Annotated in this window: 20 protein-coding genes; 16 read left to right on the forward strand and 4 right to left on the reverse strand. The window is 69.1% G+C overall.

What is annotated here, in order from left to right:
* Positions 1-11 precede the first annotated feature (11 nt).
* Complete coding sequence (locus tag WFH23_RS08945; protein WP_336662260.1) at positions 12-1,055, forward strand: LacI family DNA-binding transcriptional regulator; 1,044 nt, start codon at positions 12-14, stop codon at positions 1,053-1,055.
* Positions 1,056-1,134: 79 nt separating this feature from the next.
* On the opposite strand, the gene WFH23_RS08950 is transcribed toward WFH23_RS08945, so the two are convergent.
* On the reverse strand, positions 1,135-2,193 hold the full coding sequence (locus tag WFH23_RS08950) for a LacI family DNA-binding transcriptional regulator (protein ID WP_336662261.1): 1,059 nt from the start codon (positions 2,191-2,193) through the stop codon (positions 1,135-1,137).
* Positions 2,194-2,581: 388 nt separating this feature from the next.
* On the opposite strand from WFH23_RS08950, the gene WFH23_RS08955 reads away from it, so the two are divergent.
* The 6 genes from WFH23_RS08955 to WFH23_RS08980 all read left to right on the forward strand — a co-directional run bounded on the left by WFH23_RS08955 (position 2,582) and on the right by WFH23_RS08980 (position 9,229).
* On the forward strand, positions 2,582-3,604 hold the full coding sequence (locus tag WFH23_RS08955; RefSeq protein ID WP_090145872.1) for a sugar ABC transporter substrate-binding protein: 1,023 nt from the start codon (positions 2,582-2,584) through the stop codon (positions 3,602-3,604).
* Between the two features lie 29 nt (positions 3,605-3,633).
* Entirely contained in the window at positions 3,634-4,680 is a 1,047-nt protein-coding gene (locus tag WFH23_RS08960; protein ID WP_090145874.1) for an ABC transporter permease, read from the forward strand.
* Positions 4,677-5,663, forward strand: coding sequence for an ATP-binding cassette domain-containing protein (locus tag WFH23_RS08965; protein WP_090145877.1), 987 nt, complete (start codon positions 4,677-4,679; stop codon positions 5,661-5,663). Before WFH23_RS08960 ends, WFH23_RS08965 begins: the two co-directional genes overlap by 4 nt.
* 363 nt (positions 5,664-6,026) lie before the next feature.
* Positions 6,027-7,247 (forward strand): Gfo/Idh/MocA family protein, encoded by a 1,221-nt coding sequence (locus WFH23_RS08970; protein WP_336662262.1) that lies wholly within the window; start codon positions 6,027-6,029, stop codon positions 7,245-7,247.
* Positions 7,248-7,286: 39 nt separating this feature from the next.
* Positions 7,287-8,183, forward strand: a complete 897-nt coding sequence (locus tag WFH23_RS08975; protein ID WP_200330707.1) for a sugar phosphate isomerase/epimerase family protein — start codon at positions 7,287-7,289, stop codon at positions 8,181-8,183.
* A complete protein-coding gene (locus WFH23_RS08980) occupies positions 8,180-9,229 on the forward strand; it encodes a Gfo/Idh/MocA family protein (RefSeq protein WP_336662263.1) in 1,050 nt (349 codons plus the stop codon). The genes WFH23_RS08975 and WFH23_RS08980 overlap by 4 nt, the downstream gene beginning before the upstream one ends.
* A 116-nt stretch (positions 9,230-9,345) precedes the next feature.
* Here WFH23_RS08980 and WFH23_RS08985 read toward each other — a convergent pair whose 3' ends face one another.
* Positions 9,346-9,789, reverse strand: a complete 444-nt coding sequence (locus WFH23_RS08985) for an Hsp20/alpha crystallin family protein (protein WP_090145883.1) — start codon at positions 9,787-9,789, stop codon at positions 9,346-9,348.
* 164 nt (positions 9,790-9,953) lie between these two features.
* Positions 9,954-11,351, reverse strand: coding sequence for an amidase (locus tag WFH23_RS08990; protein WP_336662264.1), 1,398 nt, complete (start codon positions 11,349-11,351; stop codon positions 9,954-9,956).
* Between the two features lie 140 nt (positions 11,352-11,491).
* Between WFH23_RS08990 and WFH23_RS08995 the strand changes: the two genes are divergently transcribed.
* From WFH23_RS08995 to WFH23_RS09035, 9 genes are all read left to right on the forward strand, one after another.
* On the forward strand, positions 11,492-12,583 hold the full coding sequence (locus WFH23_RS08995) for a metal ABC transporter substrate-binding protein (protein WP_336662265.1): 1,092 nt from the start codon (positions 11,492-11,494) through the stop codon (positions 12,581-12,583).
* Positions 12,580-13,482, forward strand: a complete 903-nt coding sequence (locus WFH23_RS09000) for a metal ABC transporter ATP-binding protein (RefSeq protein WP_090145889.1) — start codon at positions 12,580-12,582, stop codon at positions 13,480-13,482. Before WFH23_RS08995 ends, WFH23_RS09000 begins: the two co-directional genes overlap by 4 nt.
* Positions 13,482-14,378, forward strand: a complete 897-nt coding sequence (locus WFH23_RS09005) for a metal ABC transporter permease (RefSeq protein ID WP_336662266.1) — start codon at positions 13,482-13,484, stop codon at positions 14,376-14,378. The genes WFH23_RS09000 and WFH23_RS09005 overlap by 1 nt, the downstream gene beginning before the upstream one ends.
* Positions 14,375-15,169, forward strand: coding sequence for a metal ABC transporter permease (locus WFH23_RS09010; protein ID WP_090145891.1), 795 nt, complete (start codon positions 14,375-14,377; stop codon positions 15,167-15,169). The genes WFH23_RS09005 and WFH23_RS09010 overlap by 4 nt, the downstream gene beginning before the upstream one ends.
* A gap of 164 nt (positions 15,170-15,333) precedes the next feature.
* Entirely contained in the window at positions 15,334-16,110 is a 777-nt protein-coding gene (locus tag WFH23_RS09015; protein WP_090145893.1) for an amino acid ABC transporter ATP-binding protein, read from the forward strand.
* Between the two features lie 88 nt (positions 16,111-16,198).
* Positions 16,199-17,080, forward strand: a complete 882-nt coding sequence (locus WFH23_RS09020) for a glutamate ABC transporter substrate-binding protein (RefSeq protein ID WP_090147289.1) — start codon at positions 16,199-16,201, stop codon at positions 17,078-17,080.
* Positions 17,081-17,187: 107 nt separating this feature from the next.
* On the forward strand, positions 17,188-17,838 hold the full coding sequence (locus WFH23_RS09025) for an ABC transporter permease subunit (RefSeq protein WP_090145895.1): 651 nt from the start codon (positions 17,188-17,190) through the stop codon (positions 17,836-17,838).
* Positions 17,835-18,776, forward strand: a complete 942-nt coding sequence (locus WFH23_RS09030) for an amino acid ABC transporter permease (protein WP_336662267.1) — start codon at positions 17,835-17,837, stop codon at positions 18,774-18,776. Before WFH23_RS09025 ends, WFH23_RS09030 begins: the two co-directional genes overlap by 4 nt.
* 18 nt (positions 18,777-18,794) lie before the next feature.
* Positions 18,795-19,913 (forward strand): threonine synthase, encoded by a 1,119-nt coding sequence (locus WFH23_RS09035; RefSeq protein ID WP_336662268.1) that lies wholly within the window; start codon positions 18,795-18,797, stop codon positions 19,911-19,913.
* 114 nt (positions 19,914-20,027) lie between these two features.
* Here WFH23_RS09035 and WFH23_RS09040 read toward each other — a convergent pair whose 3' ends face one another.
* The gene (locus tag WFH23_RS09040; protein WP_336662269.1) at positions 20,028-23,774 is read right to left on the reverse strand and encodes an efflux RND transporter permease subunit; all 3,747 of its coding nucleotides are present in this window, start codon (positions 23,772-23,774) and stop codon (positions 20,028-20,030) included.
* Between the last annotated feature and the right edge of the window lie 204 nt (positions 23,775-23,978).

Below are 23,978 nucleotides of genomic sequence, written 5' to 3' on the forward strand. Positions count from 1 at the left end.
GAGGAGGGACGATGGAGCGCACACCGGGCGAGACGCCTGACGCCCCCGTGCGCCCGCCGACGATCCGGGATGTGGCACGGGTGGCCGGGGTCTCGAAGTCTCTCGTCTCCCTCGTCTTCACCAACGGCGACAACGTCAGCGAGGAGCGCCGCCTCCGTGTGCTGCACGCCGCAGCGCAGCTCGGCTACCGCCCCAACCTCGTCGCGCAGTCGTTGTCGGCGGGGCGCCGCGACATCGTGGCGATTCTCGTGTCGAACCTGCACAACCCGCTCTTCGCGGAGATCGTCGGGGCAGCGAAGGCGCGGCTCGCCGAAGCCGGGCGGCGGACCATGATCATGAGCGCGCAGGTCGATGATGGCGCTGGTGGGGCTGTGCTGGATCGCGACAACCTCGACGTGCTGCGCGACCTGCGCCCGTCGGGGCTCATCGCGGTCGGCACGATCCCCGACTTCCGGGAGCTCGCCGCACTGACCGCGATGATTCCGACCGTGGTCGCCAGCGCGATCGACGCGACGGACGACGTGGTCGCCACGGTGCGCACCGACGACGACGCAGGGCTCGATCTCGTGATCGCGCACCTCGCCGCGCGGGGCGTCGAGCGCATCGCGTTCGTCGGGGGCGACGGCGGGACGGTGGCTGCCGCTCGCGAAGCCGCATTCCGCGCGGCGGTCGAGGCCCGCCAGTTCGGCGGTCGGGCGTGGGTCGAACCGGCCGCGTTCACCGAGGAGGGCGTGCGCGAGGCCGTCGAACGGCTCCTCGCCGAAGACCGCCTGCCCCAGGCGATCGTGGCCTTCAACGATCTGACGGCCGTGGCCGTCATCACCGCGCTCGAGACGGCGGGCGTGCCGGTGCCCGGCGGCTGCCGGGTCGTGGGGTACGACGACACCACACTCGCGGGGATCCCGCGCATCTCGCTGACGAGCGTCGATCCCGACAACCGCCGCATCGGCCGTGAGGCTGCTGAGGCGCTGCTCGGGGCGCAGGCCGGTGATCCCGATCAGCCGGCCGGCGAACTGCTGATCCCGCCCGCTCTGGTGGTGCGCGCCTCCGCATGATCGAGCCGCCGGCTGGGCTTCGTGCTCCGCGCGCGCGGCATCGCCTGCCCGCTCACGGCGCCACCCGCGCGCTGCGTCGTCACGTTCTCATTGCACCGGTGCTCGCACGGGTGCACAGGGTCGGAGCCACCTGGCGCCTGACCGCGGGCGCTCCCGGGTCGGCGAGGCGGGCGCGCAGTGTCTCGACGGCCAACTGCGCCAGATGATCAGGATCGGGTCGCACCGAGGTGAGCGCCACGTAGGGCAGTGCCGCGGCCGAGCTGTCGTCGAAGCCGACGATCGAGACCTCCTCCGGCACCCGCACGCCGGCGCGCACCAGGGTCTGCAGGGCGCCGATCGCGCAGTGGTCGTTCATGCACACGAGTGCCGTCACCCTGCCAGGCGCGTCGGCCGTGCCTCCCCCTCCGCTGCTGTGCTCCCGGACGCTCCCATCCGCGAGGAGCGACAGTGCTGCCCGATGACCGCCGAGTTCGGTGAAGTCGCTCGGAACGACGCGTCCGGGGAGGCCGCGTGAGGCCATCGCGCGCCGGTATCCGGCGAGCCTGGAGGCGGCATTCGGCCCGCTCGCCGCACCCAGATAGGCGATTCTCGTGTGCCCGAGAGCGCTGAGGTGCTCGACGGCGAGGGTGATCCCTCGCTCGTTCTCGATATCGATCCGGTCGTGCGCGTCCGGTGAGGTCGGGCCTCCCAGCAGCAGCGCGGGAAGGCCGGAGGGGAGCTCGGTGATCTCGTGCCCGCCGGTTCCGGCGTCGAGCACGATCAGACCCTCGATGCGCTGGCGCATGAGGCCCGACAGAGCGGTCTCGAGATCGTGCTGCTCGCCGATGGCGCCGAGCGCGAGCGTGAACCCGTGATCGTCGGCGCGACGGTAGAGCGCATCGACGAGATCGACCTCGAACGGTTGCCGCACGGTGAAGAGGACGCCCAGCTGCCCGCTGCGTCGTCGCCGCAGCATGCGAGCTGAATCGTCGGGGTGGTAGCCGAGTTCGCGCGCCGCTGCGAGGATCCGCTCGCGAGACGCGTCGCTCGCGCCCGGTGCGCCGCGCAGCACGATCGAGACCAGTTGCCGCGACAGGCCGACGCGCGCAGCGATGTCGCGCATCGTGGGGCGACGGGGTGCCGGCTCGCGGGTGCTCACGCTCCCATCGTGCCACGGCGTGCCGCGGTCACCGGCACTGCGCGACCCGCACCCGTCCGCGCTCGGTGCGCCCGGGGAGACGCCGGACAGCGGGATACTAGAGGCGGAGGGGTTTCTCGCCGTTCGAAAGCGAGCCGACGCGGCAGCTGCGGCTGGCGCGCGGCGCTCGAGAGCGACCGGCGCTGTCGGCATCGCCCGTGAGCCGCAGCGCTCCGCGGAACGCTGCGAGAGACCGTACGGATGGCTGCAACAGACATGAGCGAGGTGCCGAGTGGTCGTTATTCAACCTTTACCGGAAGAGATGCCGGATCGCGGAAGTTACGGTACTGTAAACGCAGAGCGCAAGCTTTGTAACGACATTAGTTCAATTACACGATGGAGTGCAGCTATGTTGAAATCACGTTTCGGGCGTTGGTCGAAGATCGGCCTCGCAGGCCTCGCGGGCGTCGGAGCACTGGCCCTCGCTGCGTGCGGTACTCCCGCCGGCGCCGGCGGCGGTGCTGCAGGTGGTGGCGGCGGCGGTGGCGTCGACGAAGAAGAGATCAAGGTTGCACTCGTCACGCACGCCGCACCGGGCGACACCTTCTGGGACACCATCCGCTCGGGGGCCGAGAACGCCGCCGAACGCAATAACGTCGAGCTGCTCTACAGCTCTGATCCCGACGGTGCGCGCCAGGCTCAGCTCGTGCAGCAGGCAGTCGACCAGGGCGTGGACGGCATCGTCGTGACGCTCGCGAAGTCGGACGCCATGGCGGGCGAAGTGCAGAAGGCCGTCGACGCGGGCATCCCCGTCTTCAGCATCAACGCGGGCGAGGAAGCCTACAAAGACCTCGGAGTGCTCGCGCACTTCGGGCAGAACGAGTTCATCGCAGGCCAGGCGGCTGGCGAGCAGTTCAACGACGCCGGCCTGAAGAAGGCCGTCTGCGTCATCCAGGAGCAGGGGCACGTCGGCCTCGAAGCCCGCTGCGAGGGGCTCGCGGACACCTTCGAGGGCACGTCGGAAGTGCTCTACGTGCAGGGCACCGACATGACCAACGTCGCCTCGACCATCACGTCGAAGCTGCAGACCAACTCCGACATCGACGCGGTGCTCACCCTCGGAGCACCCTTCGCGATGACCGCGATGGACTCGATCGCCGACGCCGGCAGCAGCGCGACGCTCGCCACGACCGACCTCAACGCCGATGTCTACACGGCGATCAAGGACGGCACGATCCTCTTCGGCATCGATCAGCAGCCGTTCGTGCAGGGATACTCCGCCGTTGAAGCAGTGCGCCTCTACACCGAGGGCGGATACGTGCTCGGTGGCGGCCAGGCCGTGCTGACCGGACCCACCGTCGTCAACGCCGAAAACGCCGACAGCGTCTCCGCGCAGTTCGAGGGCAGCGGCGACGACGAGTCGGCAGAGTAAGAGAAGGGTCGCGCCGGAAGGTCGAATCCATGAGTACAGCAACCGCACCCAAGCTCGATGAGCGCGTCGCCTCTGGCAACCTGTTCACCAGGTTCTTCACGAAGCCCGAGGCGGGCGCCACCGCAGCCGCACTGGTACTCGCGATCATGTTCGCCGTGGTCGCCCCCCAGTTCACTCAGCCGAGCTCGATCGCGACGATCCTGTACGGCGCCTCGACCGTCGGCATCATGGCGGTCGGCGTATCGCTCCTGATGATCGGCGGCGAGGTCGACCTGTCGGCGGGTGTCGGCGTCATCTCGGCGGCGCTCTCGTCGTCCCTCTTCATGTACTGGTTCGGGGGGAACGTCTGGGTCGGAGCGATCGTCGGCCTGGTGTTCTCGCTGCTGATCGGGCTGCTCAACGGTTGGCTGCTGACGAAGACGAAGCTCTCGAGCTTCATCATCACGCTCGCGACCTTCTTCATGCTGACCGGCCTCAACCTCGGCGTGACGCGCGCGCTCACGGGCGGCGTCGCAGCCCCCTCCATCGCGCAGTGGCCCGGGTTCGCCTCCGCGGAAGCGGTGTTCGCGGCCGACATCCCCGTCTTCGGCGTCAACGTCAAGATCACGGTCTTCTACTGGATCATCCTCGTGCTCATCGCGACCTGGATCCTGCAGCGCACCAAGGTCGGCAACTGGATCTTCTCGTCGGGCGGCGCCCCCGACGCGGCTCGCGCCGTGGGCGTCCCCGTCGTGAAGACGAAGATCGGCCTCTACATGGGCGTCAGCTTCTGCGCGTGGCTGCTCGGCATGCACCAGCTCTTCGCATTCAAGACGGTGCAGTCGGGTGAGGGCATCGGCAACGAGTTCCTCTACATCATCGCGGCCGTCGTCGGCGGCTGCCTCATGACCGGCGGATACGGCTCGGCGATCGGCGGCGCGATCGGCGCACTGATCTACGGCATGGCGCTCAAGGGCGTCGTGTACGCGGAGTGGAATCCGGACTGGCTGAAGTTCTTCCTCGGCGCCATGCTCCTCGGAGCCACCGTGCTGAACTTCACGCTGCAGCGCCGCGCGGCGCGAGGAGGGAAAAAGTGAACGCCACATCGACAGCCGCCGCTCCGGCGACGGCCACGGCAACCGCGAAGGCGCCGCTCGTCGAGCTGCGCGACGCCGAGAAGCGGTACGGCAACATCATCGCGCTCCGCGACGTCAGCCTGCAGGTGGCGAGCGGCGAGGTGATGTGCGTGCTCGGCGACAACGGCGCCGGCAAGTCCACGCTCATCAAGATCATCGCAGGGCTCCATCAGCACACCGCCGGCGAGTACCTCGTCGAGGGCGAACCGGTGAAGTTCAACTCGCCGCGCGAGGCGCTGAACCGGGGCATCGCCACCGTGTATCAGGATCTCGCGGTCGCGCCCCTCATGCCGGTCTGGCGCAACTTCTTCCTCGGGTCGGAGCAGACGAAGGGCTGGGGTCCGTTCCAGCGGCTCGACGTCGACTTCATGCGCAAGACGGCGAAGCAGGAGCTGCTCGACATGGGCATCGATCTGCGCGACGTGGATCAGCCGATCGGCACCCTCTCGGGCGGCGAGCGCCAGTGCGTGGCCATTGCGCGAGCCGTGTACTTCGGCGCGAAGGTGCTGATCCTCGACGAGCCGACCGCCGCGCTCGGCGTGAAGCAGTCGGGTGTGGTGCTGCGCTACATCATCCAGGCGCGCGATCGCGGCCTCGGCGTGATCTTCATCACCCACAATCCGCACCACGCCTACCCGGTGGGCGATCGCTTCCTGCTGCTGAAGCGCGGACAGAGCATCGGGTACCACGAGAAATCCGCGATCTCGCTCGAGGAGCTCACCGGACTCATGGCCGGCGGCGCGGAGCTCGAGCAGCTGGTCCACGAACTGCGGGATGTCGGCACGAGCACCGACGCGGTGCGCACGATCCGCGATGAGATCGAGGGCGACGCCGCGGCGGGCGTGGGACGCGTGCAGGTGACCGAGGCCGTCACCGTCGTCCCCGGCGAGTACGCGGACGACGAGGACGACGGGGAGGACGCCCCAGGGCGTTCACGCCGCTGAGCGTCTCTCGGTTCCGCGAGGGCGGGCGCGCGATCCGGATGAGGATCGGGCGCCCGTTCTGCATCCCGGGGGCGCACCGGCCGCCCCCGCTGCACCGGCGCCCCCCGCACCGAGATCGAGCTCGAGTGCTGAGCACGAGGGATTCGGGCGGCGGGATTCGCTCGGGTTCGGCGGACACCCTCGGTCCCACGGGACTGTTGACACCGCAGCCACCATGTCCGTACAATTTGGACCGGTCCAGAATCAAGTCCAGAGTCAGGATCACTCCGGTCGACAGTCGAGGATCCCAGACCCGGGCCCGGCCCCCGGCCGGCCCCACAGTGAGAACCGGTGCACGGCACCACGAAGACGAAACGAGCGAAGATGCGGACACGTGCAGACGGCACCACCGAGATCGGGGTGGGCCTCATCAGCGTCGGGTGGATGGGCCAGCTGCACAGCCGCGCCTACGCCAACCTCAAGTACGCGTACCCGGATCTCGGGCTCGCACCCCGCCTGGTGCACGCGGCGGACCCGGCGCCGGCGCGTACGGATGAGGCGGTGCGCGTGCTCGGGTACGAGCGGGCTTCGGCGGACTACCACGATGTGCTGAACGATCCAGACGTCGACGTCGTGTCGATCTGCGCCCCGAACTTCCTGCACTCGGAGATCGGCATCGCGGCGGCCCGGGCCGGCAAGCACTTCTGGATCGAGAAGCCGGTCGGCCGCGGCGAGCACGAGACCCGCGCGGTCGCGGACGCGGCCAAGGAGGCCGGCGTCGTCACGTCGATCGGGTTCAACTATCGCCATGCCCCCGCGATCGAGTACCTGCGCGAACTCGTGGCCGAGGGCAGGCTCGGGCGCATCACGAATGTCCGCGGGCAGATGTTCGCGGATTACTCGGCCGACCCGCGCGGCGCCCTGTCGTGGCGCTTCGTGCGGGGGCTGGCGGGCAACGGCGTTCTGGGCGACCTCATGGGCCACCTGGTCGATCTCGTCCAGTACACGCTCGGCCCGATCGGCGAGGTCAGCGCAGTCACCTCGACGGTGTACGCCGAGCGCCCCGAGCTTCCGATGGGCACGGGAACCCACTTCGCGCTGATCGAGAACGGCGACATAAAACCGGTCGAGAACGAGGACTACGCCGGGATGCTCGTGCGAGTCGCGGACGGGGCTCCGGCGGCGCACGCCGTCGGCACCCTCGAGGCCTCCCGGGTCTCGGTGGGCCCTCGCGCGAGCTACGGCATCGAGGTCTACGGCACGGGCGGCTCGGCGCACTGGGACTTCGAGCGCATGAACGAGCTGCACCTCTCGGGCGGTCTGGGCGCGGAGAACCAGGGGTACACGCGCGTCATGGCCCGGCCGGGGATGGGTGATTTCAACCGCTTCCAGCCGGGAGCGGGGACCTCGATGGGATACGACGACCTCAAGGTGATCGAGGCCAAGAAGTTCCTCCAGGCGGTGCTCGGGCGCGAGGCCATCAACTCGAATATTCAGGATGCGCTCTCGGCGGCCCAGGTGGTCTCGGCGGCCGAGCGATCGGCCGAGACGCGCACCTGGCAGTCGAGCACGCCGGTCGAGGGCACGACCGCGGCCGGCGCCTGATCCTCATCCACTCGCACTGCACCGACGAAGGAGTCGCACATGGCACATCGCGCACGCATCGCAGCCGCCCCCATCAGCTGGGGCGTCATCGAGGTCCCGGATTGGGGGCTGCAGTTGGAGCGGGAGCGCGTGCTCTCCGAGATGGTGTCGCTCGGGATCACGGCGACCGAGTTCGGGCCGGAAGGGTTTCTGCCCGATGCTCCGGCCGAGCGCGCCGCAGCGCTCGCCGCAGCGGGCCTCGAAGCCGTCGGCGGGTTCTTCCCGGTCGTGCTGCACCGGGCGGCGGTGGATCCGCTGCCGGCGATCGAGCGCGAACTCGAGGCGTACGTCGCCTCCGGCGCCACGACGCTCGTGCTCTCGGCGGTGACGGGAGCGGAAGGGTATGACGGTGCGATCGAGTTGAGCGACCCGGAATGGGTCACGCTGCTCGCCAACCTCGATCGTGCGCACGATGCCGCCGCCGCCGTCGGGGTGGTGGCGACCCTGCACCCCCATCTCGGCACGGTGGTCGAGGCCCCGAATGCGGTGGAGCGCGTGATCGCAGGCTCCCGCATCGGCCTGTGCCTCGATACGGGCCATTACACGCTCGGCGGCGGCGATCCGGTCGCCTTCGTGGAGCAGTACGCGGACCGCATCGTGCACGCGCACCTGAAGGATGTGAGTCTCGCCGTCGCCGCGCGGGTGCGAGCCGGAGAGATCGACTACCGCGAGGGGGTGCGCCAGGGCATGTATCGGTCACTCGGCGCCGGCGACGCGCGCATCGTGGAGATCGTCCGCGCGCTGCGCGGCGTGGGGTATGCCGGATGGTACGTGGTGGAGCAGGATACGGTCATCGAGCACGAAGCTGACGCGGTGGCGGCGTTCGACAGTGCGCGCCGCAGCGTCGCCTGCCTGCGCGAGGCGCTCGGCGCGACCGACATCCCGGAGGCGTCATGAGTGCGCCGCTGCGCATCGGCATGCTGGGCGCGTCGCGCATCGCCGAGGAGTCGATCATCGCGGCGACGGCGGAGACCGGTGACATTCGTGCCGCTGTCGCGGCGCGGGATCCCGAGCGCGCTCGTCACTACGCCGCCGAACGGGGCTTCTCGGCGGCAGCCGAGAGCTACGCGTCCCTCATCGAAGACGACTCGCTCGACCTCGTCTACATCGGCCTTCCCAACGGGCTGCACGCCGAGTGGGCGGCACGAGCGCTCGAAGCCGGACGCAATGTGCTCGTCGAGAAGCCGTTCGCGGCGAACCTCGCAGAATTCGATCGCGTCGCCGCCAGACTCGAGCGCTCGGCCGGCTGGGCGTGGGAGGCATTCCACTACGCCGATCATCCGGCCATGCATCGCCTCATCGGTCACGTGCGCGAGGGCGCGATCGGGGAGATCCGCGGTGTCGACGTGCATATGGACATGCCGGCGCCCGCGCTGCGCGACCCGCGATGGAGCTTCGATCTCGCCGGCGGCACGCTGATGGATCTCGGGTGCTACGCGCTGCACGCCCTGCTCCTGCTCGGAGATCAGCTCGGAGGAGAGCTCGGGGGTGTGCGTCTGCCGACTGCGCCGCCGCTCACCCTCGACTTCGCGCGGGCTGAGGGGCACACGGGTGACGCGAGGGTCGATGCGACGGTCGTCGCCGGATTGGAGCTCGGAGGCGTGCCCGTGTCGATGCACACGAGCATGGCGAGCGACGAATGGAACTTCGGGCTCCGAGTGCACGGAAGCCTGGGCGAGGTCGTGCTGCCGAACTTCGTGAAACCCCAGGAGGACGGGCGCCTCATCGTGCGCACGACGACGGGAGCCGGCGTCGAAGAGCGTTCGGAGCATTTGGGCGCCTCGTCGTCGTACACCCATCAACTGCGCCGCATTCGGTCAGCGGTGCGCAGCGGTGAGCGATCGCGCGTCGGCCTCGAGCGCTCCCGTCGTACGATGGCCCTCATCGACGAGGCGTACACGGCGGCGGGCCTGCCGCTTCGGCCGGGCCGCCTCGCCTCCTGATCGCTGCGTCGGCGGATCGGAAGCTTCCCGAGTCCGCGCGTCCCGGTTCGCGCGTGACGCTGTGGGGCGCCCGAACGGCGCCCCACAGCGTCACGCGGCGTGCGTACGGTGCCGGATCAGTGGGTCAGGGACTTCTGAGTGTCGCTCTCGACGTGCTCGGACTGACCCTGCACGGCGATCTTGCGCGGCTTCGCCTGCTCGCTCACGGGGATCACGACGCTGAGCACGCCGTTGTCGTACGAGGCGGAGATGCCGGCGATGTCGACGCCCTGCCCGACGCTGAACTGCCGCAGATAGGTGCCGGAGGGGCGCTCACGCGTGAGCCACTTCGAGCCTTCTGCCACGTCGGCGGTGCGCTGCGCGCGGATTGTCAGGAGCTGGCCGTCGACATCGACGTCGATCGAGCCCGGGTCGACGCCGGGCAGATCGGCGTTCAAGACGTACCGCTCGTGGTCGCGCTGGAGGTCGACCGGCATCTGGCGCGGACCGGAGCGCGCTTGCTGGAGCGCTCCTGCGGCCCAGCGATCCAGCTCGCTGAAGGGATCGAATGTCATTGCCATGATGATTTTCTCCTTCCAGTGAAACTTGAGTGGAGGTCACTCAATGTGCATATAAATTAGCACTCGGTACCTGAGAGTGCTAATGAAGCTCGCTGCAAGATCTCTGAAAATCGCGGTCTGCCGGCAGTCGCGGTCGAGTTGCCGAGAGGGGCGCGACGGCGCACTCACGGGGACGTGAGCTGCGCCGCGAGTTGCAGCAACTGCGACTCGGAGCCGATCCTGCCGATGAGTTGCACCCCCATTGCGTGCCCGTTCGGCAGCCGCATCACCGGCACAGCGACCGCGGGCAGCCCTGAGACGTTCACCATCGACGTGAAGGGAGCCCACTCGCACTGCAGCCGGTAGTCGTCATCCGGATGCATCGACGTGAAGGCGCCGACGCGCGGGGGGAGCATCGTGAGTCCGGGAGTGAGGACGGCATCGTAGGCGCCCCACTGCTGTCGCGCGTCTGCGGCGAAATCGCGCAGCCGTGCCCCTGCGCGCTCATGCGCCTCGACGGTTCGTGCGCGGGCGCGCTCGCGGAAGAGGCTGGTGAGCGGCATCAGGCGTGCAGCGGCATCGGGAGCGAGCGCCAGACGCGAGAGGCCCGCCGTCCACGAGGTCGTGAACGCCTCGGGGTACTCGGGGTCGTAGGCGAAGGTCGCCTCATCCATGCGGTGACCGCGGGCGGCGAGGCGCTCCCTGGCCGCCTCGAACGCGCAGCCTGATTCGGCACTGAGCGCGATCGGATACACCGATGCGAACGGCGAGGCCGCAGAGTACGCGATGCGGAGTCCGGTGAGCTCATCGGCGGCGCGCACGGCCGCCAAGGCTGGCTCCCCCGTCGCGCCGCGCTGCGCATCGAAGAGCATCGCCGCGTCGGCCGGATCCCGGGCCAAGGGGCCGCTCACCGTCAACCGCGGCGCACCGAACTCGTCGTGCAGGGAGGGAGCGGCCGCGGCCAGATCCCCTGGCACCGCGCCGAGACCCGGCTTGAGTCCGACGAGACCGCAGGCGAGCGCTGGGATGCGGATCGAACCGCCGCCATCCGTTCCCGGACCCATGGGGATGAGATCGGCCGCGACCGCAGCCGCGCTCCCGCCGGAGGATCCACCCGGAGTGCGCGAGGGGTCGAGCGGATTGCGCGCGGGTGGCGCGATGGCGTTCTCGGAGTAACCGGTCAGGCCGAGCTCCGACACCTGCGTCTTCCCGAGCGGAATCGCGCCGGCCGCGCGCAGCATCGCGACTCCCGGAGCGTCGGCGGTGGCCACGCGGTGGCGAAGGGCGGCGCTGCCGCGGGTCGTCGCCATTCCGGCGACCTCTACGAGGTCCTTGACGGCGATGGGCAGCCCATGGAGACGAGGCAGCGTCGAGCGTTCCGAGCGTGATGTCGCCGCGAATCGCGCGTCGGCTGCCGTCGCGTCCGTGTGAGCCTGGTCGCCGATGACCGCGAGGAATGCTCCGAGTTCGTGGTGCGCCTCGATGCGGCGCAGATACCGTTCGGCCACCTCGCGCGCGGAGACGTCGCCGCGGCGGAGCGCGTCGCGCCATGCCAGCGCGGTCTCCGCCGTCGCGTCTTCCATCCGCCCAGCTTACGAGCGCCAGCGCCGGGAATGCGCGTCGAAGCGCGTCCGTTCCTCCGAGGTGCCTGGTGCCGGCGCAGCGAGGACCCGTTCCCGGCGTGGGGTGTATAGTGATACTCGTTCTCATTAGAAAGTGTGTCATGACTCAGAAGCCCCGCTCCGTGAAACCCGCCGTTCTCGCCGCCGCAGCACTCGCATCGCTCCTGGCACTCACCGCCTGCAGCGGCGGCGCCAATGCCGACGACGGCGGCGACGCCGGGCTCAAGGTCGTCGCGACCACGACGCAGCTGACCGACTTCGCGAGCGAAGTGGGGGGCGACGACATCGAGCTCACCGGCCTGCTCGCCCCGAACGCCTCGGCGCACCACTTCGACCCGAGCCCCGCCGATCTGCTGGCGCTCGGGGAGGCCGACGTGCTGATCGTGAACGGGGCCGACCTCGAGAGCTTCGTCGACGATGCGGTGGATGCCTCCGGCTTCGACGGCACCATCATCACGGCGGCCGATGGCATCGACCTCGACGAGGCGAAGCACATCACCGCCGAGGGCGCCGCAACGGACGAGCACGAGCACGAGCACGCTGGCGATGCCGAGCACGCTGACGAAGCGGATCACGACCACGATCACGCGGATGAGGCCGAGCACGACCACGATCACGGCGACGTGAACCCGCACATCTGGACGTCGCCGAAGAACGCCGTCGGCATGGTGACGGAGATCGCCGACGGACTCGCAGCGGCGGACGCGGATCACGCGGGCGACTACGAGCAGCGCGCCGCGTCGTACACCGAGCGTCTGCAAGAGCTCGACACGTGGATCGCCGCGCAGTTCGAACGGGTGCCGGCAGACGAGCGGGTGCTCGTGAGCGGCCACGATTCGCTCCGGTACTACCTGCATGACTACGGGATCGAGTTCGCCGGGTCGATCCTGCCCAGCTTCGAAGACAACGCCGAGCCGAGCGCCGCCGAAATCGACGCGCTCGTCGCCTCCATCGAAGAGCACGGCGTGCGAGCGGTATTCGTCGAGTCGTCGATGAGCCCGAAGCTCGCGCAGACGATCGCCGACGAGGCGGGCGTCGAGGTCGTCGACTCCGAGAACCTCTACGCGGATTCGCTGGGCGCACCCGACAGCGATGGAGCGACCTACATCGGCGCGACGGTGCACAACACGGAACTCATTCTCGACGCGTGGGGCGCCCAGGTGGATGCGGTGCCCGATAGTCTGCAGGGATGACGGCCGCACGCGACGCAGCAGCATCTGATCCCGGCGACGCGCAGCACTGCGCAGCCCCGGAGCCGATGCAGGCAGGCGGGGCCGACGGGGGTGCCGAGAGAGGCGCGCTCGCAGCCTCCGATGCGGCGTTGGTGCTCGAAGGGGCAGCCTTCGGATACCACGGGACGTCGCGGGTCGAGGGCCTGACGCTCGCGGTTCCCGTGGGCGCTGCGGTCGCGCTGATCGGACCGAACGGCTCGGGCAAATCGACACTGCTGCGCGGCATCCTGGGGCTGGCCGAACTCACCGGCGGTTCGATCCGGGTGCTCGGCGAGACTCCGGATCGTGCCAGGCGCCGCATCGGGTCCTTGCCGCAGGCGGACACCCGCGATGCGACGCTTCCGGTCACGCTCCGCCAGGTCGTGACCATGGGTCTCTACCGCTCGCGCGGAGCACTGCGCCCGATCGGCCGAACCGGCCGCGAGGCGGTCTCTCGGGCGCTCGAACGCGTGGGTCTCTCCGCCTGGGCGTCGCGCCGTTTCGGCGAGCTCTCGGGCGGTCAGCAGCAGCGGGGCATTCTCGCGCGGGCGCTCGTCTCCGACCCGCGGCTCCTCCTCCTCGACGAACCCTTCAACGGGCTCGATCGGGAGAACCGCGACGTGCTGCTGCGTCTCGTGAGAGAGCTGCGAGCAGAGGGGCGCACGATCATCGTGTCGACGCACGATCTGGAGATCGCTCAGGAGGCGTGCTCCCACGCGCTGCTGCTCGCGAGCGGTCACCACCCGAATCAGCCGGGCCATCCGGCGGCGTACGGTCCCGTCGAACAGGCGCTCACCCTCGACGCGGTGCAGCACGCGTTCCAGGACACGACGGTGGAACTCGATCACCACACCGTGACGACGACGCGGGAGACCGAGTGATGCCGTCGGTGCTGTCGCCCGCCTTCCACCTCATGCTGCTCGGTCCGATCGACATCTTCTCACTGCCGTTCATGTGGCGCGCCCTGGTCACCGTCGCGATCCTCGCGGTCGCGGCCGGCATCGTCGGGCTCTTCATCAGCTTTCGGGAACTCGAGTTCGTGAGCGACGGTCTCGTGCACTCCGTGTTTCCCGGCCTCGTCGTCGGCTCCGCGATCGGCGGCTCCGCCGGTCTGCTCCCGGGAGCGGTGGTCGCCGCGATCCTCGCAGCCGTGCTCTTCACCGTCATCGAGCATCGGGGCGGCGTCGGGGCCGACGCGGCGATCGCGGTGGTGCTCACCGGGCTCTTCAGCCTCGGCGTGGTGCTCGTGTCGAAGCAGGAGGGCTACGTCTCGGAACTCAAGGAACTGCTGTTCGGGCGTCTCCTCACGGTGACCGAGACGCAGCTCTGGCAGATCCTCATCGTCGCGATCGTCGCGGTCGCGGTCGTGGGCCTCACCTGGCGCGCGCAGTTCTTCCGCTCGTTCGACGCCGCCGGGGCTGAGGCCGCGGGGTTCCGGGTGCTGCGCGCCGACCTCGCACTCTCGGTCGCCGTCGCGCTGCTCGTCGTCGCCGGAGTGCAGGCGCTGGGCGTGCTCATGGTCATCGCACTGCTCACCGTTCCGATGGCCGCGGCGCGACTGCTCACGCGCGGATTCGCGCTGCTCATCCCCGTCGCGATCCTGCTTCCCCTCGGGGCGGGCATCGCGGGGCTGTGGCTCTCATTCGAGTGGTCGACGTCGCTGGGGGCGACGGTGTCTCCGGGGGCTGTCGTGGTGCTCCTGCTCGTCGCCGCCTACGTGGTCGCGGCACTGATCCGCGGAGGTGCCGCGGCCCTGCGGAGGTCGGTCGCGGCATGAGTTATTTCGCACTCGCGTCGCTCGAACTCGTGCTGCTCGGCCTGCTCTCCGGAGTCGCCGGCACGCTGATCGTGCTGCGCCGGCGCTCGTTCTTCGCCGTGGCGCTCAGCCACGCGACCTTTCCGGGCGGCGTGGTGTTCGCGCTGGCCGGGTGGAACCTGCTGATCGGCCAGGCGCTCTTCGCAGCCGTGCTCGTGCTCGCCATGACGGTGCTGGCCCGCATTCCCGGACAGGGCCGTCAGGTCACGAGCGGAGTGGTGCTCTCGTTCGGCTTCGCGCTCGGCACGCTGCTCGCCGCACTGAACCCCGGGCTCGGCGTACCGGTCGAGGCATTGCTCGTGGGCTCGCCGCTCGGGGTGAGCCTCACCGACGTCGTCGTGACCGCGAGCGTGCTGGTCGCAGCCCTCGTGCTCGTCGCGGTGTTCGGGCGCCGCATGCTCTTCCACACGTTCGACCCGGTCGGCTTCGCCGCGGCCGGCTTCCGCAGCTGGCCGATCGAGCTCGCCGTGACCGGAGTGATCGCCGCATCGGTCGTCGTCGCGATGCCTGCGGTCGGTGCGATCCTCGGCGTCGCGGTGCTCATCGCCCCTGCCGCGGCTGCGCGCGCGCTGACTCAGCGGCTCGAGTGGATACCGGTGATCTCGGCCGTGCTGGGGATCGCGGGGGGTCTGATCGGATTGTGGATCTCGAGGGAGTTCTCGATCGCGGCGGGTGGATCGGTCGGGCTCGTGCTCACCGCGATGTTCCTCATCTGCGCGGCATGGGGCGCCCGGAAGGTGTCAGCTCGGTAACGATTGCGTCACCGATTCGGGCATTCCTCGAGAACGCTCGGCACTTCGGTGCGCATCTTCGAGCGTTCTGGCCGATCATCAGGCGTTTTCCCTCACCCTAACCAGCTTTGTGGCAGTGGCACAAGAACTAGCACCGCGAGCCGCTCTGTTTGTACGATCGCAGCATGGGAGACACGACAGCGGTCAGAGTGGTCCGCGACGATCGGGAGCCGCTCGTCATCATCGATTCGGTGAACAAGCACTACGGCGATCTGCATGTGCTGAACAACATCAACACGCAGGTGGGCCGTGGCGAGGTGGTCGTCGTGCTCGGGCCCTCGGGCTCCGGAAAATCGACGCTCTGCCGCGCAATCAATCGCCTTGAGACGATCGACTCTGGCACGATCTCGATCGACGGCCAGCCGCTTCCCGAAGAAGGGAACGGGCTCGCCACGCTGCGCGCCGACGTCGGCATGGTGTTCCAGCAGTTCAACCTGTTCGCGCACAAGTCGATCCTGCAGAACGTCACCCTCGGTCCGATGAAGGTCCGCGGGCTCTCTCGCAAGGATGCGGAGGAGAAGGCGATGGCGCTGCTCGAACGCGTCGGCATCGCCAATCAGGCGCAGAAGCTGCCCTCGCAGCTCTCCGGCGGCCAGCAGCAGCGCGTCGCCATCGCCCGCTCGCTCGCGATGGACCCGAAGCTCATCCTGCTCGACGAGCCGACCTCGGCACTCGATCCCGAGATGATCAACGAAGTGCTCGACGTGATGATCGGGCTGGCCAACGACGGGATGACGATGTTGGTGGTGACGCACGAGATGGGCTTCGCCCGGCGCGCGGCCGATCGCATCATCTTCATGGCGGATGGCCAGATCGTCGAAGAGGCGACACCCGAGCAGTTCTTCACCGACCCGAAGACGTCGCGATCGCAAGACTTCCTGTCGAAGATCCTGGGCCACTGACTCGTCCCCCCCGCAACGAATTCGACGCCGCTGGCCGCAGGCCGACAGCGTCACCGCGCCCCAACTCACCGAAGAGAAAGCAGAAATGATGCGAATTGCTCAGTACGGAGCCGTCCTCGCCGCAGCAGGACTCCTGGCCCTCACCGCTTGCGCCTCCGGCTCGCCGAACGACGCCGGCGAGGAATCGTCGGCGCCGGCGCCGGCGGAGGACGTCAGCTTCGAAGACGGCACGACCATGGCGAAGCTGAATGAAGCCGGCAAGATCACGATCGGCACGAAGTACGACCAGCCGCTCTTCGGCCTGATGAACCCCACCACGAACTCCCCCGAGGGCTTCGATGTCGAGATGGGCAAGATCATCGCCGCGAAGCTCGGCATCTCGGAAGACCAGATCGAGTGGAAGGAAGCGGTCTCCGCGAACCGCGAGCCCTTCATCGAGAACGGCGAGGTCGACCTCGTCATCGCCACGTACACGATCAACGACGACCGCAAGAAGGTCATCGACTTCGGCGGCCCCTACTACACCGCGGGTCAGGATCTCCTCGTGCTCTCGGGCAACCCCGACGGCATCACGGGCATCGACGATGTGAAGGGCGAGAAGGTCTGCTCGGTCACCGGTTCGACCTCCGAGGAGAACCTGAAGGAGGCCGGCGTCGAGGTCCTCGCCACGGACACCTACTCCAACTGCCTCGAGCCGCTTCGTTCGGGTGAGGTCGTCGCAGTGTCGACCGACAACGTGATCCTCGCCGGCCTCGCCGACCAGAACGAGGGCGAGTTCGAGGTCGTCGAGAACCCGTTCACCGAGGAGCCCTACGGCATCGGGCTCATGAAGGGCGACGACGAGTTCCGCGCCTTCGTGAACGACACGCTCGAGGAGTCCTTCGACAACGGCGACTGGGCGGCGGCCTGGGAGAAGACCGCCGGCAAGGTGCTGGAGACGCCGGAACCCCCGGCGATCGACCGCTACTGACCTCGCTCGACACCTTTTCTCCTATCCATCCACTCGTTCGGAACTGAGCTGACCCGGGGGCGGTGCGAGCCGCCCCCGGGATCCGCCCTCAAGAAGGGATCCCGATCGTGGACGTCCTACTGGCGAACGCCGACGACATTCTCGCCGGCTTCCTGATGACGCTGCAGCTGCTGCTCTTCGGAGGTGTCGGCGCGCTGCTCATCGGACTCGTCGTCGCCGTGCTGCGCATCTGCCCGGTGTCGTCGCTGCGCGGCTTCGCGACGGCATACACCGAGCTGATCCGCAATATTCCGCTGACCCTGCTGCTGCTCTTCATGGTCTTCGTGCTGCCGCTGATCGTGCCGGACAAGCCGCCCTACGCGCTGCTCGCCTCCATCGGGCTCGCCGTCTACACCTCGCCATTCGTGGCCGAGGCGCTCCGCAGCGGCATCAACGGCGTGCCCGTCGGTCAGGCCGAGGCCGCCCGTTCCATCGGGCTCGGCTTCGGGCAGACGCTCTCGTTGATCGTGCTGCCCCAGGCGCTGCGCATGGTCGTCCCGCCCCTGATCAACGTCTTCATCGCGCTGACGAAGAATACGTCGGTCGCCGGTGGGTTCTTCGTGGTCGAGCTGTTCGCCACCGCACGGCAGCTCACCAACAGCAACGGCCAGGCGGTGATCCCGATTCTCGTCGGTGTCGCCTGCTTCTATCTCCTGATCACCATTCCGCTCGGCCTGCTCGCCGGGCAGATCGAGAAGAAGGTGCGGGTGCTGCGATGAGTGCGACCGTTCTCTACGACGCCCCCGGCCCGAAAGCGCGTCGGCGATCCCGCATCATCTCCGTCGTCGGAGTCATCGCGCTCGCGGCACTGCTCGGCTGGGTGGTCTGGCGGTTGGCTCAGCCGCAGATCTCGGTCAACGGCAACGAGAACCCCGGAATGTTCGACGCGTCGCGCTGGGACGTGCTCGCCTACGGCGAGGTCTGGCAGTTCATCGGACGGGGCGTGTGGAACACCCTGCGCGCCGCTGCGGTCGCGATGGTCGGCGCGGTGCTGCTCGGCATGGTCTTCGCGTTCGGGCGACTGGCGACGAACGCATTCATCCGCATCCCGACGACCGTGCTGCTCGAATTCTTCCGCGGGATGCCCGTGCTGCTGATGATGCTCTTCATCCTGCTCGTGGCGTCGACCGGTGCGTTCGGCGCGGTGGTCATCGCACTCATCATCTACAACGGGGCGATCATCGGCGAGGCCCTGCGCGCGGGCATCGTGGCCCTCAACAAGGGCCAGCGCGAGGCGGGGCTCTCCATCGGTCTGACCCCGGTGCGCACGCGCTTGCTCATCGAGTTCCCGCAGGCCTTCACTCAGATGCTGCCGATCATCATCGCGCAGCTCGTCGTGCTCTTGAAGGACACCTCGCTCGGCTACATCGTGGCCTACTCCGAGCTGGCCTCGACGGTGAAGCAGGCGTCCACGTTCTACGGCAACCGATACCTCTTCACCTTCTGGGTGGTGGCCGTCGTGATCTACCTGGCGATCAACCTCACGGTGTCGTGGCTCGGTCGTCGTGCAGGCCGGCTCGCAGCGACGCGCAGCGGAAAGCCGACGGCCGCGGCCAAGCCGGCAGCGGTGGCGGCCTCGATCGGCGGTGAGCTCGGTGCAGGGCTCGGCGCGACGGACGGCGACGACGATGCCGGTGGCCGCCGCCGGACCCGTTGATCTCTCGCTGAGGCGCACGTGAGCGACGACCTTCCCTACCTCGACCCGGCGACGGGTGCACGATACGCGCTCGAGCCGGGTCGCTGGCGTTCGGACTCGGGAGGACCGCTGCTGCTCGCGCCGGGCCGGGGGATCACCCGCGCGGATATCGAGCACGGCGCTCCCGGGCTCTGGCGGTACCGGGCCGCCTTCGCCCTCGACGTCGACGAACCACTCGTGCTCGGCGAGGGGCGGACTCCGCTGGTGCCCGGCGTCTGGGGGAGCGCTCGGCCGCTGTGGAAACTGGAGTGGTGCTCCCCGACCGGCAGCTTCAAGGATCGGGGCGCCAGCGTGATGCTCTCGGTGCTGCGGCAGCAGGGGGCGCGCGCGGTGATCGAGGACAGCTCGGGCAACGGCGGAGCCGCGATCTCCGCCTACGGGGCCGCGGGCGGGCTCGACGTCACGGTCTTCGCGCCGGCGACCACCTCGCCCGGCAAGCTCGTGCAGGCGCGCGCGTACGGGGCGCGCATCGAGCTGGTGGAGGGACCGCGCGTCGCCTCGCAGGAGGCGGCGATCGCTGCGGCTGCGCACGGTGCGGGCTGGTACGCCAGCCACAACTGGCAGCCGTTCTTCTTGGAGGGTACGAAGACCCTCGCCTACGAGATCTGGGAGGACCTCGGGTTCCGCGCTCCCGACGCCGTCGTGCTGCCGGTGGGTGCGGGGAGCAGCCTGCTCGGGTGCGCGTTCGGCTTCCGCGAACTGCTGCGCGCCGGCCAGATCGAGCGCGTGCCGAGGCTCTACGCCGCGCAGCCGCTCAACTGCTCGCCGGTGGATGCGGCGTTCCACGTGAAACCAGGAGAACCGGTGCCGAACCGCCCGGTGCGCGCGACCATCGCCGAAGGCACGGCGATCTCCCACCCACTGCGGCTCGGCGCGATGCTCGACGCACTGCGCGAGAGCGGCGGCGGCACGGTGGCGATTCCGGAAGCGGACATCCGCTCAGCGCACGCGGAGCTCGCCTCGCACGGACTCTACGCCGAGCCGACGAGCGCGACGGCTGCCGCAGCGGTGAGCGAGCTCGTCGCGCGCGGCGCGGTCCTGCCCTCCGAGACGACGGTCGTGCTGCTCACCGGGTCCGGGTTGAAGGCCGCGGCGTGAGGCACCGCTCATTCGTCTCGCGCCGTCGCCCCTTCGCGCCATTGCGCCGAGGCTGAGCCTTCGCGCCGCGCAGTCGAGCACCCGCGGCGGGGCGGGGCGCACCAAGGTGCAGCGCTACTGCCCGGCCTCACCTGCCTCGCCGCTCTCGTCTTCCCGACTGCCGCTCTCCCTGCGCGCCGCGCGAGCATCCCGGCGGGCCGCCTTCGCCTCGCGCTTGGCTTCGCGTTTCGCCTCGCGGGCGGAGCCCTTCGTCGAGCGCTGTTCGGCAGCGAATGCTCGCTGGGCCTCGCGGGCCTCGCCGGGAGCGCCCGCGCCCTCGGCCAGGCGCTCCAGCTTTCTCGCGCGACGCGCCTCGCGCTTCGCGATCTTGCGGTCACGGCGGCGCTCGACGAGCGTGTAGAGGATGGGCACCAGGATGAGCGTGAGCAGCGTCGATGACACGAGGCCGCCGATCACGACGATCGCGAGGGGCTTCGAGATGAACACACCGCCCCCGGTCAGGCCCAGCGACATCGGGATCAGGGCGAACACCGTGGCTGCCGCGGTCATGAGGATCGGGCGCAGACGCAGTCGGGTGCCGTGCTCCACCGCCTCGTCGAGGGTGGCGCCGGCCTCGCGGAGGCGGTTCACGAGGTCCATGAGCACGATGGCATTCGTCACCACGATGCCGATGAGCATCAGCAGGCCGATGAGGGCGGGAAGCCCGAGGGCTGTGTTGGTGACGAGCAACCCGATGATAGCGCCGGTCGCGGCGAACGGGATCGAGATGAGCAGCACCAGGGGCCCGCGGAAACTGCGGAAGGTGGCGACCATCACGAGCAGTACGAGCATGATCGCGGCGAGCATCGCGAGGCCGAGTTGGCCGAACGCCTCGTCTTGCTGGGCCGCCGCGCCGCCCTGTTCGAACTGCACGCCGGCCGGCAGCTCGGTCTCGGCGATCGCGGTGTCGATCGAGAGGCTCGCGGTCTCGAGCTCGCCCTCCTTCGGAGTCACGGTCAGCGAGACCTGACGCTCGCCATCGGCGCGCGTGATCGTCGGCGCGGTGAGTTCCTCCTCGACGGTCGCGATCGCGGAGAGGGGGATCGCGGCGCCGGTGACCTCGGCGGCTGCGCGCTGTTCGGCCTCCGCCGCCTCGGCTTCGGCCTGCTGCGTCGCCGCATCGTTCTGCGCCTGGCGGAGCGAGGCGATCTGCTCATCCATGCCGGTGATGCCCGACTGGGCGCCTTCGAGCGCGCCCTGCAGCGAGGCGAGTTGCTCAGCGCGTTCCTGCTGCGCCCGCAGCATCGCATCCTCGTCGGGGGTGCGCGGCTCCTCCGGGACGATCGGCGCGCTCGAGAGCTGTGCGAGCTGCTCGTTCAGCGCTCCGATCTGGGACACCAGCTCGGCCCGCTGATTCGCCGCTTCGGCGATCTGGGAGTCGAGTTCGTTCGCCGCCTCGATGCGCGCGGTCTCCGCTTCGGCTTTGGCTCTGTCCTCGAGCACCTGGTTCGCGGCCTTCTGCGCCTCCGCCGTCTGTTGAGCTGTGACGGGCAGCAGCACCTCGCCGAGCTGGTCGGCGGCGCGCGCAGTGCCGGGGGTGCGCACGATGATGTCGCGCTCTTGGCCGTCGAGCATGAGCGAGCCCACGGTCGATCCCGTGAGGGCCTCTTGCACCGCTGTCGCGATGGTCGTCCGGTCGAACCCGAGACGCGTCGCTTCGAGCTCGTCGACCCGCACGCGCAGCACGGGTTGTTCCCCCGAGAGTTCACTCGTCACGGAGCGGACCCCGTCGGCGTCGGCGAGCTGCTGCTCGAGCAGGTCGCTGGCCTCGCGGAGCGCCTCGGAGTCGTTGCCCGAGATCTGCAGCGCGATGCCGTCGCCCGCCCCCGCGACGAACGCGTCTTGCGAGGCGAGCGAGATCTCGCCCGAGTCCGGCAGCGCATCGATCGCGTCTTGCACGGCCGATTCGACTGTGGCGACCTCTGCGTCATCGGCGAGCTGCAAATCGTAACTGATGGTGCTCGGGGTGCCCGGGGTGGGCATGGGGATCGACGTCATCACATCCGCGATGCCAGGGATCTCACTGAGTGCGGCCTCCACGGGCTCAGCTGCGGCGACGAGGTCATCGCCGGTCTCCTGGGGCGGCGCCTGCGTGAGCTGCAGGCTCTCCTGGCCGGAGGAGCCGAGGAAGTCCGTCTGAATGAACGCGGTCATGCCGAGTGTGGCGACGAGCAGCAGGCCCGACACGACGAGCGTGATGGCCGGGTGGCACCGGGTGGCGTTGAGCGCGGGCATGAAGGTGCGCTGCAGTCGGTCGGGTGCGGTGTGGATCTCGTCGAGTTCGGAGACCGCGGCGGGATCCTGCTCGGCGTCGTCCGACGCGTCGGTCTCGGCGCTGGGCTCGCCCCGATGGGCGGGAGCGTTCTTCAGGAACCAGAAGGCCAGCACGGGCACGATGGTGAGTGCGACGACGAGCGAGGCGAGGAGCGCGATCGATACCGTGATGGCGAACGGCCGGAAGAGCTGGCCCGCGATGCCCGACACGAATGCGATCGGCAGGAACACCGCGACGGTGGTGAGCGTCGATGCGGTGATGGCGCCGGCCACCTGCCGCACCGAGGCGACGACGCCCTCGATCGTGAGCGGCCCGTCGCCCCTCCGGCGGCTGATGTTCTCGATGACCACGATGGAGTCGTCGACGACACGGCCGATCGCGATCGTGAGCGCGCCGAGGGTCAGGATGTTGAGCGTGTTGCCGCTCGACCAGAGGCCGATGAGGGTGATGAGCAGGGAGAGCGGAATGGACACCGCGGCGATGATGGTCGACCTCCACGACCAGAGGAACGCGAGAATCACCAGCACGGCGAACAGGAGTCCGAGCCCGCCCTCCACCGAGAGATCGTGGATCGACTGCTCGATGTACGGTGCCTGATCGAAGATGGTGATGAACTCGGCGTCGAGGGTGGGGGCGAGGCGATCGAGCTCGGCGTTCACCGCGTGCGAGATGTCCACGACGTTCGCGCCCTGCGACGGCGTGATCTGCAGCGTCAGCGAGGGGTTGCCGTTCACGCGAGAGATGTTCTGCGCGGGAACCGCTTCCATTTCGACGTCGGCGAAGTCGGAGATGCGCACCGCGCCCTCCGCGGTGGGCACGGGCAGATTCGAGATGTCTTCGATCGACGTGAGCGCGGCCCCGACGGTGACGGAGATCGGCCCCTCGGCGGATTCGGCTTGACCGGCGGGAAGCGCCGCGCCGTTCGCCTGGAGGATGGGCTGCAGCGTCGACGGATCGACTGCGAGGCGGGTGACGTCTGCGGGGCGGAGGTCGATCGAGATCCGATGCTCCTCCTGCCCGGCGAGCTCGACCGTGCGCACGCCGGGGACGTTCTGCAACGCCGGGACCACGGTCTGGGCGAGCGCGTCGCCGAAGGCCTCCTGGTCGCCCGACGTTCCAGCACTGAGCATCATCGCAGGCATGTCGTCGGCGCCGCCCGACATGACCTGGAGCTCGCTGCCCGAGGGGAATGTCGGCCGCAGCGCCTCGGCCGCACTCCGAATGGCGCGCAACGTCTCGTCGTCGTCGGTGCCGAACGTCCATTCCGCGAGGATCTGCGCGTCACCGCTGGCTGTCGTCGACGTCACGCTCGTGACACCGGGCACGGCGAGCAGCGCTTGCTCCACCGGCTCGGTGACCGTGCGCGCCATCTCCTCGGGCGCGAGCCCCTGCGACTGCGCCATGACATACGCCATCGGCACCTGCATCGAGGGCATCAGCTCCTGCTTGAGCGATCCCATCGAGACGACGCCGATCACGGCGATCGCGAGGGTGGTGAGCCCGACGATGAGTCGGTTCTTGAGACTGGTGCGCGTGAGGAACGACATGAACGCTTTCGGCTGGGGTCTCGCACTGCGTGATGGATCGGGGCCGACGGATCCGAGGATTCGTCGGCGACCGTGCATCGTGGAGCGGCGTGACGGGGAACGCAGCCGGGCGCGGGCCGAGCGGCGAGATCAACCCTTTCAGCTTGGCCGGTGAACCGTTCGACGGCATCGTGCTCCGGTACCATTTCGGATCATCCCGCGGGA

The sequence above is a fragment of the Leucobacter sp. USHLN154 genome, assembly GCF_037145595.1.
Lineage (GTDB): Bacteria > Actinomycetota > Actinomycetes > Actinomycetales > Microbacteriaceae > Leucobacter > Leucobacter alluvii.